This is a genomic window from Streptomyces sp. NPDC127038 (genome assembly GCF_042725875.1).
Classification (GTDB): domain Bacteria; phylum Actinomycetota; class Actinomycetes; order Streptomycetales; family Streptomycetaceae; genus Streptomyces.
Genome location: NZ_JBHXDQ010000042.1, coordinates 49752 through 63240 on the forward strand (window position 1 = coordinate 49752; position 13489 = coordinate 63240).

General features: G+C 70.8%; 14 protein-coding genes. 2 read left to right on the top strand and 12 right to left on the bottom strand.

Features of this window, described 5'->3' with window-relative positions; all coding sequences use genetic code 11:
* Positions 1-82 precede the first annotated feature (82 nt).
* Positions 83-868 (bottom strand): glutamate racemase, encoded by a 786-nt coding sequence (locus ACFWI4_RS26045; protein WP_385399032.1) that lies wholly within the window; start codon positions 866-868, stop codon positions 83-85.
* A gap of 58 nt (positions 869-926) precedes the next feature.
* Between ACFWI4_RS26045 and ACFWI4_RS26050 the strand changes: the two genes are divergently transcribed.
* Positions 927-2102: a glycosyltransferase gene (locus tag ACFWI4_RS26050; RefSeq protein ID WP_387200586.1), complete on the top strand. Its 1176-nt coding sequence runs from the start codon at positions 927-929 to the stop codon at positions 2100-2102.
* A gap of 33 nt (positions 2103-2135) precedes the next feature.
* On the opposite strand, the gene ACFWI4_RS26055 is transcribed toward ACFWI4_RS26050, so the two are convergent.
* Positions 2136-3515, bottom strand: a complete 1380-nt coding sequence (locus ACFWI4_RS26055; RefSeq protein ID WP_387200589.1) for a TerD family protein — start codon at positions 3513-3515, stop codon at positions 2136-2138.
* Positions 3516-3807: 292 nt separating this feature from the next.
* Between ACFWI4_RS26055 and ACFWI4_RS26060 the strand changes: the two genes are divergently transcribed.
* Positions 3808-4233 (top strand): DUF6643 family protein, encoded by a 426-nt coding sequence (locus ACFWI4_RS26060; protein WP_387200592.1) that lies wholly within the window; start codon positions 3808-3810, stop codon positions 4231-4233.
* Positions 4234-4270: 37 nt separating this feature from the next.
* On the opposite strand, the gene ACFWI4_RS26065 is transcribed toward ACFWI4_RS26060, so the two are convergent.
* The 10 genes from ACFWI4_RS26065 to ACFWI4_RS26110 form a co-directional block, all read right to left on the bottom strand.
* Positions 4271-5506, bottom strand: coding sequence for a tyrosine-type recombinase/integrase (locus ACFWI4_RS26065; RefSeq protein WP_387200595.1), 1236 nt, complete (start codon positions 5504-5506; stop codon positions 4271-4273).
* Between the two features lie 79 nt (positions 5507-5585).
* Positions 5586-5831: a helix-turn-helix domain-containing protein gene (locus ACFWI4_RS26070; protein ID WP_387200598.1), complete on the bottom strand. Its 246-nt coding sequence runs from the start codon at positions 5829-5831 to the stop codon at positions 5586-5588.
* A gap of 450 nt (positions 5832-6281) precedes the next feature.
* Entirely contained in the window at positions 6282-7763 is a 1482-nt protein-coding gene (locus ACFWI4_RS26075; RefSeq protein ID WP_387200601.1) for an ATP-binding protein, read from the bottom strand.
* Positions 7753-8604, bottom strand: a complete 852-nt coding sequence (locus tag ACFWI4_RS26080; RefSeq protein WP_387200604.1) for a bifunctional DNA primase/polymerase — start codon at positions 8602-8604, stop codon at positions 7753-7755. The genes ACFWI4_RS26075 and ACFWI4_RS26080 overlap by 11 nt, the downstream gene beginning before the upstream one ends.
* Positions 8601-9245: a DNA methylase gene (locus ACFWI4_RS26085; RefSeq protein ID WP_387200676.1), complete on the bottom strand. Its 645-nt coding sequence runs from the start codon at positions 9243-9245 to the stop codon at positions 8601-8603. Before ACFWI4_RS26085 ends, ACFWI4_RS26080 begins: the two co-directional genes overlap by 4 nt.
* A gap of 202 nt (positions 9246-9447) precedes the next feature.
* Positions 9448-9906, bottom strand: coding sequence for a hypothetical protein (locus tag ACFWI4_RS26090; protein WP_387200607.1), 459 nt, complete (start codon positions 9904-9906; stop codon positions 9448-9450).
* A gap of 14 nt (positions 9907-9920) precedes the next feature.
* On the bottom strand, positions 9921-10115 hold the full coding sequence (locus tag ACFWI4_RS26095; protein WP_387200610.1) for a hypothetical protein: 195 nt from the start codon (positions 10113-10115) through the stop codon (positions 9921-9923).
* 19 nt (positions 10116-10134) lie between these two features.
* Positions 10135-10746: an XF1762 family protein gene (locus ACFWI4_RS26100; RefSeq protein ID WP_387200613.1), complete on the bottom strand. Its 612-nt coding sequence runs from the start codon at positions 10744-10746 to the stop codon at positions 10135-10137.
* A gap of 38 nt (positions 10747-10784) precedes the next feature.
* Positions 10785-11036: a hypothetical protein gene (locus ACFWI4_RS26105; protein ID WP_387200616.1), complete on the bottom strand. Its 252-nt coding sequence runs from the start codon at positions 11034-11036 to the stop codon at positions 10785-10787.
* A 140-nt stretch (positions 11037-11176) separates the two neighbouring features.
* The gene (locus ACFWI4_RS26110) at positions 11177-13405 is read right to left on the bottom strand and encodes a cell division protein FtsK (RefSeq protein ID WP_387200619.1); all 2229 of its coding nucleotides are present in this window, start codon (positions 13403-13405) and stop codon (positions 11177-11179) included.
* Between the last annotated feature and the right edge of the window lie 84 nt (positions 13406-13489).

Consider the following 13489-nt stretch of genomic DNA (forward strand, 5'->3'; position numbering starts at 1 on the left):
CTACTCAGGTTCCGCTGCGCGGGCACCGGGTCGCGGAACGTGACTGCGCCGGGTGGACGAGAACGTTCCGGGGCTCGGTGACTCAGTGTGCGGGGCTGACCGCCGAGAGGACGCGGCCTTCCTCGTAGGTGAGCGCCGTCGCGGGCAGGGCGCCCTCGCGTCCGCCCTGGAGCACCGTGACGGCGGACGTGGCGGGCGCCGTGGGGTCCGGCAGCTCGCCGATCCGGCGCAGCGCCTGGGCGGCGACCGCTCCGGCGGAACCGTGCAGGACGAGCGCAGGGCGGCCGGGACGCTGCACCGCCGCGCGGATGCGCTCGGCGACGAGCTCGTAGTGGGTGCAGCCGAGGACGACGGCCGTCACGTCCTCGGGGGTGTGCGCGGCGGCCGCCTCGATCGCCGCGTCGATGGCCGCCTGGTCGGCGTGCTCGACGGCGTCCGCGAGTCCCGGGCAGGCGACCTCGGTGACCGCGACCCCGCCGGCGAACTGCTCGATCAGTCCCCGCTGGTACGGGCTGCCCGTGGTGGCGGGCGTCGCCCAGATCGCGACGGGTCCGCCTCCCGCGGCGGCGGGCTTGATGGCCGGGACGGTGCCGATGACGGGCACCTGCGGTTCCAGGCGGGCGCGCAGCGCGGGCAGGGCGCGTACGGAGGCGGTGTTGCAGGCGACGATCAGGGCGTCGGGCCGGTGCAGTGCCGCGGCCTCGGCGACCGCGAGGGCCCGCGCGGTGACGTCTTCCGGCGTGCGGGGTCCCCAGGGCATGCTGCCGGGGTCGGAGGAGAGGACGAGATCGGCGTCGGGCCGCAGTCGACGCACCGCGGCGGCAGCAGCGAGCAGTCCGATTCCGGAGTCCATGAGCGCGATCTTCACCCGGTCACCATAGACGATCCGTGTTGACGGACCACTGGCGTGGGGCAGACTGCGGCAGGTGAGCGCCCTCGTGTGGATCGCCGTCGGATCGCTGGCCGCCTGGCTGTGGCTGCTGCTCGGCCAGGGCTTCTTCTGGCGCACGGACGTCCGGCTGCCTCCCCGTCGTGAGCCGTCGGACTGGCCTTCCGTCTGTGTCGTAGTGCCGGCCCGGGACGAGGCCGCCGTCCTGCCCGAGAGCCTTCCCACGCTCCTGGCGCAGGACTATCCGGGACAGGCCGAGGTCTTCCTCGTCGACGACGGCAGCTCGGACGGCACGGGAGAGCTGGCGCGTGAGCTGGCGCTCCGGCACGGCGGGCTGCCGCTCACCGTCGGCTCTCCGGGAGATCCGCCGGCGGGCTGGACGGGCAAGCTCTGGGCCGTACGACACGGCATCGCGCTGGCCCGCGCGCGGGAGCCCGAATACCTCCTGCTGACCGACGCGGACATCGCGCACGCGCCGGACAGCCTGCGGCTCCTGGTGGCGTCGGCCCGCACGGGCGGCTTCGACCTCGTCTCGCAGATGGCGCGGCTGCGGGTGGAGAGCCTGTGGGAACGGCTCGTCGTCCCCGCCTTCGTCTACTTCTTCGCGCAGCTCTACCCCTTCCGCAGGATCGCCGTGAAGGGCTCGCGGACGGCGGCCGCGGCGGGGGGATGTGTCCTGCTGCGCGCGGACGCCGCCGAGCGGGCGCGGATCCCGGACGCCATTCGCCATGCCGTGATCGACGACGTGGCGCTCGCCCGGGCCGTGAAGCGTGGCGGCGGCCGCATCTGGCTGGGGCTGGCCGAGCGGGTGGACAGCGTGCGTCCCTATCCACGGCTGCACGATCTGTGGCGGATGGTCTCGCGCAGCGCGTACGCCCAACTGAGGCACAACCCCCTGCTGCTCGCCGGGACGGTGGCCGGGCTCGCCGTGGTGTATCTGGTGCCGCCGGTCGCCCTCGTGGCGGGCCTGGCCGCGGGGAACGCGTGGGCGGCCGCGGCCGGGGGGCTCGCCTGGCTGGTGATGACGGCGACCTACGCACCGATGCTCCGTTACTACGGACAGCCCCTGGCGCTCGCGCCCCTGCTGCCGTTCACCGCCTTCCTCTACCTCCTGATGACGGTCGATTCCGCGGTGCAGCACTACAGGGGACGCGGCGCGGCCTGGAAGGGCCGCACCTACGCACGCCCCGACGCCGCCCTCGACGACAACTAGCGACGGACAGGCAGAAGCGCACGCGCGCGGCGGTCACTTCCTGCCGGGTGTCCAGTTCATGCCCCAGCCGTAGGCGTGGTCGACGGTGCGCTGCGGGCTCACCCCGCGCGCGGGGACGAGGTACCGGGCCTCGCGCTGGACGAGCAGATCGGCGCCGTTGCCGGTGATCAGGGCCAGCGCGCAGACCGTGGAGGGCACCGTGCACTCGTCGAGGGAGAAGTCGATGGGTGCGCCGTTCAGCGGCTGGAGGGTGACCGTGGCGTGCAGGTCGGCGAAGGAGCGCGCGCCTTCGTAGATGGTCACGAAGATGAGGATGCGCCGGAAGCTCTGTTTGTGGTCGAGGTTGATGGTGAGGTTCTCGCCCGTGGCCACCGCGCCGGTGCGGTCGTCTCCGTCGAGCTGGATGTACGGCGGCTGGTGCACGGCCCCGAAGGCGTTGCCGAGCGCCTGGACGACTCCCTTGCGGCCGTCGGACAGCTCGTACAGCGCGCACAGGTCGAGGTCGAGGTCCGCGTGCATGGCGACGGCCCGGCCGCGTTTGCTGCCCCACCCCGAGAACTGCTTGCGCACCTCCCAGTTGAGGTTGACCCGCATGACGCCGCCGGTGCCGCCCTGTTTGGCGAGCGAGACGGAGGGCGCCTCCTTGGTGAGCGTCACCTTGGAGAGCCGGACGGGCGCCGGAGGGGCCGCGGGCGGCTGATGAGCGGCGTAGGACTGCGGAGCCACAGGTGACTGCGGCGCCACGGGCGGCTGCGGGGCCCGGGGCGGCTGCATCGTGAACGGCGCGGCCGGCTGCGGCATGGTCACCGGGGGTGCCACGGGAGGCGGCGGGCCCTGTACGAGGGTGGCGGGCCCCTGCGGCGCGGCGGCGGGCGGTGCCGTGTGCTGCGGCTCGTCCACGGTGATCCCGTAGTCGGTGGCCAGCCCTTCGAGGCCGCTTCCGTACCCCTGTCCGATGGCGCGGAACTTCCAGGCCCCCTGCCGACGGTAGAACTCGCCGAGGACGAAGGCGGTCTCCACGGTCGCGTCGGTGCTGTCGAAGCGGGCGACCTCCGTGCCGGTGCGGGTGTCGAGCACCCGTATGCAGAGGCCGGGAACGCGCCCGAAGGTGCCTCCGTCCGCGGAGGCGGCAAGGACCACGGTCTCGACGGCGGGTTCCGCGCGCGTGAGGTCGACGAACAGGGTGTCGGTCACCTGGCCGCCGTCGTTCCGCTTGCCCTCGTGGCGGACGGCGCCCGAGGAGTGCGCCGGCTGGTTGTAGAAGACGAAGTCTCCGTCCGAACGGACTTTTCCGGCCACCAGCAGAAGGGCGGACGCGTCGACGTCGGGCACCCCGTGTCCTGAACGCCACCCCAATTCCACCTTGAGCGCGCTCGTCGGGACAGGAACATTGGATCCCTTAGGCATTGACATGTACGCCCCCATCGCGTGTCTCCGCACCGGTGCGAGTCCCGAACGGACCGCCGGCTCCACTCTCGCCAAACCTAATCCCCAGGTCCGCCCACTCCCATGACTCGCGCAGGAAGATCCTGGTCAACCGCCGGTAACCCGTCCAAGACTCGGCCTTTACACGATCTCAACCATCATTGACGTCCTTTTTTGCCAAGTTCGCTCGCATTGGGGATCCCGCGTCACCGCAGACACGGAAAAACAACCCTCTTATCGGTCTCCCCAACCAGCACATCGTGGGCTTAACTTATGTGCCATGACCTCCCCCCGCTCCACCTATGGCGGCGGTTACTACTCCGCCTTCCAGGACACCCCGATCTACGACTCCCTCGTCGCCGAGCGGGGTACCCCTCAGATCGCCCCGATCCGGGTCCCCTCCGCCTACGACCCGGGCAGCAACAACCTCCCGGCCCTTCCGTCCGCGCTCCCCGCGCTGCCGGCCGGCCCGTCGTCCTACGGCTACCAGCCGAACCAGCAGCCGTCCCCGCTCCAGCAGGCGCCGGCTCCGTACATCCCGCAGCAGATGGGCGCGCCCCGGGGCTACCCCAGCCCGCAGCCGCAGCAGCCCCGCCCGATGGCGCCCGGCACCGGCTTCGAGGCCATGCGCCCCGCGGCTCCCCGGCCCGCCCCGGCCCCGTACCAGCAGGACCCGTACAACGGTCAGCAGTACCGCGGGTACTGACGTCACCTGGGGGTTGATCTGCGGGTTTCCCCTGTCATCAGCCCCTCTGGGCCGTCGTGGGGCCGTCATCGGTGTCCGGGCCGCCTTCGAAGGCCCGGTTCACCGCTTCCCGCGTTCGCTTCTCGCTGCTCGGCATCAGGTGGGTGTAGGTCCGCAGCGTGAAGCCAGGATCGTGGTGTCCCAGGTACTCCGACAGAGCCTTGATGCTCTCCCCCGCGTCCAGCAACACAGACGCGTAGAAGTGCCTCAGCGTGTGCATGCCGTTCACCCGGCCGCGCGGAACGTTCGCCGCGTCGAGAGCAGGCCGCCACGCCTTCTCGTTGAAGACGTGGCGGTTCACCGCGCGGCCCTCGGCGCTGCGGAAGAGCACTGATGCCGAGACCGGCGGGCCGTCGACCGTCCGCCAGGGCAGCGTCACGGCTGCGGGCGGGTAGCGCTCGCTGTGCACCTCCAGTGCGCGAGCGACGTTCTCCGGCAACGGGACGGTGCGCGCCTTGCCTCCCTTGGGCAACGCGAACACCTGACGTCCGGCGATGAGTTTGACCTGCCGGACGATGTGAACGACACCTTCAGCGAAGTCCACGTCGTCAACGGCCAGGCCGAGCACTTCGCCCTGCCGCATGCCGCACCCGCCGGCCAGATCCACCATCGCCCGGTACCGCTCCGGCAGTCCCGAACGCACCGCCAATACGCGCTCACGCCCCCAGGGCACAATCCGGCGAGGTTCCGGCCTGGGCGCCTTCACGGACGACGAACGGCACGGGTTGTGCGGGATCAGGCGATCGTCAACGGCAGCCGCCAGCATGGCGTTGAGGTTCGCGAAGATGACCCTCTGATAGGCGGACGAGAGTTTCCCGTCTTCGAGCTTCCGCAGCCACTCACGGATGTGGATCGGCTTCAGCGAGTCGAGCGAGCGGCTGCCCAGGTACGGCAGGACGTGCAAGCGAATGCGCATCTCGGTGCTCACGAGGGTGCTGGGGTCCAGGGTGAGGGAAGCCAACCACCGTTCGGCATGCTGCCGCACGGTGAGGCGGCCGGCCCGCGGGTCGATGTACTGCCCGCGCGTCATGTCCGTCTCGATCCCGGACAGCCATTTCTCGGCGAGGCGCTTCTGTCCGTCGGGGAAGCTCTTGGACTTCTCGGTGCCGTCAGGGCCGATGTACCGGGCCCGGTAGCGCAGGCCGCTGCCGTGGCGGTCGCTCTTGGCGCGGACGGTCTTGCCGTCAGGGTTGGTCTCGGTCTTGAACCAGCGGTCTTGAATGTGGCCGGCCATGTGGCGGTGATCCTCTCGACACGCAGCAGGGAGAGCCGCTGATCAGCGGCTCTCCCTGCTGTCTGTGGTGGCTGTTGGACTAGGCGGCGTCTTGGCCAGCGCTCTTGCGTTCGGCCACGTGGGCGAGCACATCGGCGGGGTCGAAGCGCAGGTGCTTGCCGATGCGGAATCCGGGCGGGCCGGTGCGCTTCTTGCGCCACTGGTAGACGGTCTCTTTGGGCACTTCGAAGATCTCAGCGATGTCGTCGGGGGTGAGGTACCGATCGGGTAAGCCGCCGCGGAGCATGGCGCGGGGGTCGGGTTGAGCGGAACGGGTTCGGCTCATGGGGTCCTCGGCAGTCGAGTCACGGCTCTGTGGGCTTCGGGTCGGGAGCCTGCGTGTGTCCGAGGCTCGGATTTCTGCGTCACCGCGTCATCAGCGTCATCTGAGGCTCTGATCTGCGGTTTTGGGTGACGCGGTGGATCGGCCCTGCGTCACCGGCTGCGTCACCGGGTGACGCAGGTGACGCAGGATGACGCAGAGCCAACCGTCTGCGTCACCGCTGTCGCCGCAGGTCATCGGGCATTTCCCGGGCCGGGTGACGCAGGTGACGCAGCGTCTTCCTACTTAGGACAAAGAAGGGGCTGCCTGTAGTGCTTGGGTGCGCCTTACAGAGCGAAGAAGGAGCCGCTGCCCGGCGCAACCCTTGGGCGGCGTTCCGCCGAACAGCAAGAGGAGCACGCCCTGCAGCGGCCGGTGCTCCTCTTGCTTTTCGCCTGGGCGTGCGGTCGCGGGTCAGAACACCTGCGTCTGCTCGTGCGGAGGCACGGTCAGGGCGACCGTGCGGGTCATTTCGAGGTAGCGGCCCGCCTTGGTGCGGCCCGAGTCGATGAGGACGCCCCGGGCCGCCAGAGTGGGTTGGAGGCGCTTGAGCCGGTCGGAGAGGACTTTGCCAGTGGTCGGCCACCCTTTGGGCAGGGGACGGCACTCGTCGCCGCTGTAGAGGCTGCTGAGGCAGGACAGCCACTCCGTGGATGTCATCTGCTGCGCGGCGCCGGGCTCGATAGCCTCGGCGTGCCGGAGGACGGTCTGCGCGAGGAGGTCACCCTCGATCACGTCGTCGTTCAGATCGTCCAGACTGGCCCGGTACGCGGCCAGCGCCCCGAGCCCGGTCGCGGCGTCGAGCTGCGCGCACAGGTGCGCGAAGTCCGCCATCCGCAGGTCGGTGGGGGTCTCCGCTTCCACAGCGCGGACCTTGACCGTCAGGTCCAGGAGCGAGCCGAGGACCACGGGCAGCACCTCGGCGTAGTCCGCCCACAGTTCGGCCTCGGTGCGCCGGACTCGGGGCCGCTCCAAGCGCAGGGGCAGGAGCCGTTCCGCGAGGTCGGGCCGGATCACTCCGACGTCGATTCCGGTCAGGAGCAGGGGCCGGCGGTAGCCGACGCGGAACACGTCCCCGTCGGTGAACAGCGCCCGCTTGACGCTCTCGGCCCCGGTCACGATGCAGCACATCGCATCCGACAGGTCCGGCGTCATGTGCGAGAGGTTGTCCAACGCGGTGACCCATCCGGCCGCCACGGCCGCGATCAGGTTCTCCTCGTCCTTCGGCGCCCGCCGCAGGTCACCGCTCATCCCCTCGATGATCCGAGTCAGCATCCGGCCCCCGGTGGACTTCCCCGCGCCCTGCGGCCCGGTGAGGAACGGCGCCGGGACCGGCACGGACGGACCGAGACAGCCGATCAACCACGCGATGGCCAGGCACTCGGTCTCCGCGTTGGCGAAGTTGCACAACCGCATCAACAGATCGATGCCCTTGCCGTCGGTGTCCTTCGCTGGCAGCGGGAGTTCCCCGGTGAGCTGCGTGCGCCGCCAGCAGACTTCCCGCGGGTCGGGGGTGAGGATGTCCCACCCGGTGGGGTGGATACGGACGGACTGCCCGTCGTCGCGCCCCAGGTCCAGCCACGTCGCCCCGTCGAACCCGGGGGCCACGCGGATGTGCACGGCGTGCGTGTCCTCGTACAGCGCGAGTGCTTCGATCAAGTCCAACGCCTCCTTGAGCGCGGTCCCGTTGAACACGCCGACCCCGTCCCGGTACATGCCGACGATGAGTTCCTGCCTGTGGCTGCCCGTGGTGCCCTGGGAGCGCATCGGCCTGGCCACGGGGTGGCCGTTGCGCTGCGCGTACACGGTCCCGTCGGCGGTGCGGAAGTACCGGAAGTGGCTCTGTGCGTAGTCCGCGATGATCTGACGGGCGGGGTTCTTCTCGTCATCCGACATGACTCAGTCCCAACGTGGTCAGGGCGTTGGTCCACGCGTCCGTGCAGTGCCGGGCCGATTCGCCCTTGGCCTGCGCGGCGGTGAACAGCCGCGCGGTGTGCGCCTCGGTGAGACAGCCGCAACGGCCGTGCGTCGACAGCACCGCCAGAAACGTCCGGTAGACGGTGGCGTGCACCGCCTCCCGGGTCCCGGTGATGCGCTGCTCCGCCATGGCGATTCCACGGTCCAGATAGGTGGGCGTGCGGTGCGGGCACGCCTCCCGTTGGCCCCCCAGAGGAACTGAGAGCCCCTGTGGCGGCCTGCGTGGGGACGACGGCTCCTTTACTGCAAGGGCCCGCACAGCGCCGGGGAGAGCGACCGTGGCGCCCGCGCCGGGTCCGAGCCAACGGGAGTACGCCATAAGGGACTTGATGTCGACGCCGGGCCGGACCGCGTTGGCGGACGGCAGGGTGCCCCGGTAGATCCAGTGCTCGCCCCGGGTCGTGGTCACGGTCCTCGTGGCGGGCAGGTTCTCGCGGGCCCACCGGATGGCGGCCTGGTCGTCCAGGTCGACCACGGTCACCCCGGCGCCGCCGGGGTGATAGGCGAGCGTCGCAGCGCTCCGCCACGCCGGCGCCCACGCCGGGGAGCCGATGACGCCGGGGTCCGTGGTGGCTGCGGCCCAGCCATGGCACGGCGCGAAGCAGGCGCAGGGGCCCGGGGTCCTCATGTTGGGCCGGCCGCCGCAGACGTTCTTGGCGCAGGCCGGGCAGTTCCCGAACGGCACCTTCCCCACCCTCAACGGCAGCACGGGGACGCCCCGAGTCGCGAGGCGGAGAGCGGTGCGCAGGTGCTCGCTCATGCCGCCACCCCCAACGTGCGCGAGGCGAGGAAGGCGCGGCCGATGAACTCCGTGTAGGCGGGCGGGATGGCCTCGGTCAGTTCCTCCCGCACGTCCGTCCACGTGATGCCCATGGCGCCTTGCAGCTCCGCCACGGTGGGCTTGCCGCCGCCGTTGCCGTACGCGGCGACGTATGGCCCGTCGTAGAACCGGCCGTGCCGGTAGCCGCGCACGCGGCCCCGATGCGGGACGTGCGCCGGCTGCTCGATGCGCCAGCCGCCCAACTCGAAGTTGCGGTGCCGGATGACCCCGAGTCCGAACATCTCGCCACACAGGGTGAGGTCCTTGCGGATCTCCGCCCGGCCGTTGGGCTGCTCGATCACGTACGGCAGGCCGGTGCGGTCCAGAAGCTCACGGGTGGGCGCGACCAGGTCGACGTGCGTTCCGCCCCATCCCTGGGAAGCGTTGGTACCCACGGTCAGCGCGCACCCGTGCTGGCACGGTGGGGAGGCGTGCACGAACGCGTATCGGTGGATCTCACCGGAGGAGATCAGGGCGGCGAGGTAGGTGAGTGCGTCGCCGTGGTGGCGTGGGAAGGGGTAGTTCGAGCGGTCGGCGATGTCGCAGCCGTCGACCGCGAACCCGGCGCGGTGGTAGCCCATGGCTGCACCACCAGCACACGAGAACAGATCCAGCAGACGCCGTCGGGACACTCGCCACGAAAGGGCGGCGGGCGCCGAGGGGCCCTCGCCGAGAACGCGCAGTTCGGTCATGCTGTAGGTCTCCTGTTCTGCTACGTCGGGATACGGAGACCGAGGGCGGTGGGCTGTCCTTGTCCGGGAGTGCCGCCGCCCTCGGGCGCAGCTAGTTGAAGTGGTTGCGCTTGATCACGGCCTTGCGGATGTTGACCGTGTTGCCCCTGCCGCCGCTGATCGCGCGGGCGGGAGTGCGCAGGGCGAGGACGATGACCGCGACCCAAACGAGCGCTCCGCCGCTGATTCCGGCGGCGGCGCTGACGATCTCGCCCACGCCGTAGCCAATCCCGGCCGCGAGGGCACCACCCCCGAGCCCGGCACCCAGGAAGCGTTGGGCGAGCGGGTCCAGGAGCGGGAGCGGCGTCAGGTCGCGCGGCTCGGTGGCGAGGGTCGGGGCGGGGGCGAGGTGCTTGGGCATGGGAACCATGCGCCCGTAGGCGTCGGGCACCCACACCACCGGCCCGCGTTCGGCGGCCAGTTCGACGGCGGCCGGGGTCGGCGCGTACAGGGTTGGTGATGCCGGGTCGTACGTCACGTCGGTCCGCAGGGCGGGGGCGCGTCCGTTCACGGCGGTCTCCTTGTCTAGCGGCCGGTGTCGGCGAGGGCGCTGGTCACCGCGGTGACGAGTTGGTTGACGGTGTCGGCCGCGCCGGTGTCGGCGAGGTAGAAGCCGAAGAGCATGGCGGCGACTGCCGCGCCGCCACCGAGCGCCCGGAAGCGCAGCAGCAGGGCGAGGACAGCGGCGAGCAGCAGCACGAGCGGGATGGTGAGGACCACGGGTGCCTCCGATGGGTGGTCAGCGGGTGCGGTGCCGGTAGGCGCGTTGTCGGCACGCTGGTGAGCAGTAGCGCGGCGGGCGCCCGGTGGCGGCCACGGTGATCGGGCTTTTGCACTCCGGGCAGCGCTTGCGACGGCCGCGGGCGCGGCGGGTTTCGTCACCTGTTTCGTCACGCAGTTCCGGGAGCGGCGTCGCGTCATGGGTCGTGATCTCCCACAGAGCGCGCGCCACGTTCTCGGTGCCGAGCGTGCGGCGGGGACGGCTTGGGGCGTCCCAGCCAGGGCGCGCGGGCAGGTCAGCGACCTTGCGCCAACCGGCGCCGCGGAGGCTCGCTCCGGTTTCGCCGTCCTGGGTGTAGGTGATGGCACGTCGGTAGCCCGCGCTGCGGGCGGTGCGCCACGCAGCTGCGTACAGGGCGGAGCAGGCGTTCGGGGTGCCGTCCGTTGCAAGGCGGGTGACCTCGATGGTCAGCCCGTTGTCGAAGTTGCGGCCAACGGGACGGCCCACGATGGCCACCCCCACTAAGCGGCCGTCGTCGGTCTGGACACCGAGAGAGAACTGATGCCCTTGCGGCGGGTCATGGTGGCGATGGTGCTCATCGACATACGCGCACGCGGCCTTCCACTTCATGGGCCGAACGTGCAGCCGCCGCGCGTCGGGTGGGGTGGTCATCGGGTGCCGGCGCGGTAGGTGCGCGCGGCGCGGTTGTAGATCCAGCGGCCGACGCGTATGCGCTTGCCGGTGGCGTGGCAGCGTCGGCAGTCGCGGCCGCGGCGGGTCCTGCCCTTGCGGTCGGTCTTGAAGGCGTGGCCCATGCCGTGGCACTTGCGGCAGTCGCCGAACGGGCTCAGCCAGCACTTACCGACGTAACCGAACGTGACAGTGAGCAGGCATGCGACAGCGAGGACGGGAAGGCTCATCAGGGGCCTCTCGGAGGGGTTTTCGAGGGTTTCGCAGATGGGCCGCTACGTGCTAGCAGCCTGATCAGGTGCGGTTTGGGTTGCTAGCAGGGTTGCTACCGGTAGCGACGTGTGCCGCTACCGGTAGCACCCTCGGAGACCTATCCGGCGTCCCGCTTCTGGTTGCGCTGTGTAATCGCGGTGGCGATGTCGTCGCGCTTGATGCCGCGCTTGTTGACTTGTTCGCCGTCGATGCGCCGGCTGATCTGCCCGGTGCCGATCCCGAACGGCTTGAGCGCGGCCGTGAGCGCTTCCGCCTTCGGCTTGGGCTCCAGCTCCGCCCACGGGCCGTAGGTGTCGGGGCGCAGGTCGGCGAGGCGGTCCACGATGGTCTCGGACCACACCTTGGCCTCGCCCTTGCCGAGGACAGCGGCAACGTCGTCCAGGATCGTCGCGGACGTCTCCGGGGCCGGTGCCTCGCCGACCGCGTCGCCGGACAGCGTGCCCTCGGCCTCGCGCAGCGCTGCGGCCCGGGTCAGGATGCGCTCCGCGTCGCGGCCGTCGGCGAGGTAGGTCCGTACGATCCCCGAGTCGTCCGACATGCCCTTGAGCAGTCCGACGCCCTTGTGGGACTTCAGGAGCTTGGACGCGTCCAACCCCTCCGAGTACGAGCCGGCGCCGAGGATGGTGTCGGAGACCTGGTAGGCGCCGACCCGCAGGGCGAACCGGGCCTGATGCTGGTCACGCAGCTCCGAGGGGCACGCCTTGTCGTCCGGCTTCTGCGTCGCCGTCATCACCGAGACGCCGACCGCGGGGGCGACGCGGGCGAGGTAGACCATCAGGGACAGGATCTCTTTGCCGTGCTCGGGGTGGGTCAGGTACTCCTGCACCTCGTCCACCACGAACAGCGTGAGCGGCATGTTCAGCTTCCGGTCCCGGCTGATCTCCGGGGTCAGCTTGCCCTCCGGGCAGATGTGCAGCGGCAGTTCGGAGAGCCGGTGGTAGCGGTCCTCGACGTCCGCCTTCAGCTCCCGCAGCGAGGTGAGCAGATGCGCCACGGGGTCGATGCCGTTCTTGGGCACGATGCCGAACCCGATGCGGTGCGCGACCAGCGCGAACTTGCGCCAGTCCGGCGACGCCTTCCCGTCGAACACATACAGGCGCACGTATGGGTCCAGCGCGGCGGCGAGCGCGATGGTGCGGGCGGAGAACGTCTTGCCCTGCCGGGGCACGGCGCCGACCAGCAGCGACAGCCACAGCATGGTGGCCATGACCGCGTTGCCGCGCTCGTCCACGCCCCACGGGAACGGCTTCCAGAAGTCGACCCGGGTCGCTCCCAGCAGCGGCGACTTGCCGGACGGGACGGCGAGCGGGTCGCGGTCGGCGATCCAGTACGACACCCGCCGGCCGCTCGTCTCGTCCTTGTCCAGGAAGAGCTGAGTTGGGGCGATGTCCATGCCGGAGGCGAGGCGGCCGTGTGCCTTCATCGCGTCCTCGAACGTCTTGCCGTAGGGCAGGTCCACCACGACGCGCCATCCGTCGCCGTCGCGGCCGATCGGCCGGGGGAAGGCAACCGTCTGATCCTTGCTGGTCAGCCCGGCCACCTCGTGCGCGCGGATCACGATGTCCGAGGACAGCCGCCGCTTGCGGAACGTCACCTTGGCCATGTCGATCAGCGGCCGGTCCGCAGGTGCCCCGACCGCGCCGAGGGTCGTGGTGAGGGTGGCCATGGCCAGTAACAGCAGCCACGATGGCGCCATCACGTAGAGGGTCAGGGCGGCGGCCAGGCCGACCATGGACGCGATGGCCGCGACGATGCCGCGCAGTCGGACGCGGTCGTTGCGCTGCCGCGACAGCTTCAGGTACTCGGCCGCGTCCTCGGCGGCCACGGCCGCGAGCCGCAGCGTCTTGCCCTCCGAGTCGAACACCCACCGGCCGGTTGCGGTCGACCAGCGCCACGCGCCGCGCGGCGCGTACAGGCAGATCTTCGGCGTGTAGACCAGCGGCAGACGGACCGCGTGATATCCGACCACGGCCGAGTAGTGGCGCACCGCCCACTTGCGGACGGCCGTTCGCTGGTCGGGGAGTTTGACCCAGTCCGGCAGGACGGGAAGGCGGGTCTTGTCCCGCTCCTGCATCCATTCCGCGGCCGAGGGCGGGTAGACCTCGCGCGGCGGGTCGACCGGGGCGCCGTCGTTCAGGCCGTCGGCCTCCGGGTCGTCGGTGTCGGGGAGTTCGGCCTCCCACTCGCCCGGCTTCACCACGCCCTCACTCGGGGCGGTCGGGTCGGGGTCGGTCTTCTTCTTCAGCGGGAACGGCAGCACGTCGGCCGTCGGCTGTTCGGTGCCTTCCGGGTCCCCGGCGGGCGTGAAGGTGGTGGTCTCGGTCACGATGTGCGTACTCCTTCGGGAGTCGACGGGTCCGGCCGGCTTGCTGTGGAAGGTCGGGCGGCCGGTCCCGGGGATGTAGGGCAG

Excerpts from the sequence above, each read along its gene's own strand:
- ACFWI4_RS26075 (WP_387200601.1), bottom strand. The coding sequence starts at position 7,763 with ATGTCGGATGACGAGAAGAACCCCGCCCGTCAGATCATCGCGGACTAC.
- ACFWI4_RS26100 (WP_387200613.1), bottom strand. The coding sequence starts at position 10,746 with ATGAAGTGGAAGGCCGCGTGCGCGTATGTCGATGAGCACCATCGCCAC.
- ACFWI4_RS26065 (WP_387200595.1), bottom strand. The coding sequence starts at position 5,506 with ATGGCCGGCCACATTCAAGACCGCTGGTTCAAGACCGAGACCAACCCT.
- ACFWI4_RS26080 (WP_387200604.1), bottom strand. The coding sequence starts at position 8,604 with ATGAGCGAGCACCTGCGCACCGCTCTCCGCCTCGCGACTCGGGGCGTC.
- ACFWI4_RS26060 (WP_387200592.1), top strand. The coding sequence starts at position 3,808 with ATGACCTCCCCCCGCTCCACCTATGGCGGCGGTTACTACTCCGCCTTC.
- ACFWI4_RS26070 (WP_387200598.1), bottom strand. The coding sequence starts at position 5,831 with ATGAGCCGAACCCGTTCCGCTCAACCCGACCCCCGCGCCATGCTCCGC.
- ACFWI4_RS26105 (WP_387200616.1), bottom strand. The coding sequence starts at position 11,036 with ATGAGCCTTCCCGTCCTCGCTGTCGCATGCCTGCTCACTGTCACGTTC.
- ACFWI4_RS26055 (WP_387200589.1), bottom strand. The coding sequence starts at position 3,515 with ATGTCAATGCCTAAGGGATCCAATGTTCCTGTCCCGACGAGCGCGCTC.
- ACFWI4_RS26085 (WP_387200676.1), bottom strand. The coding sequence starts at position 9,245 with ATGGGCTACCACCGCGCCGGGTTCGCGGTCGACGGCTGCGACATCGCC.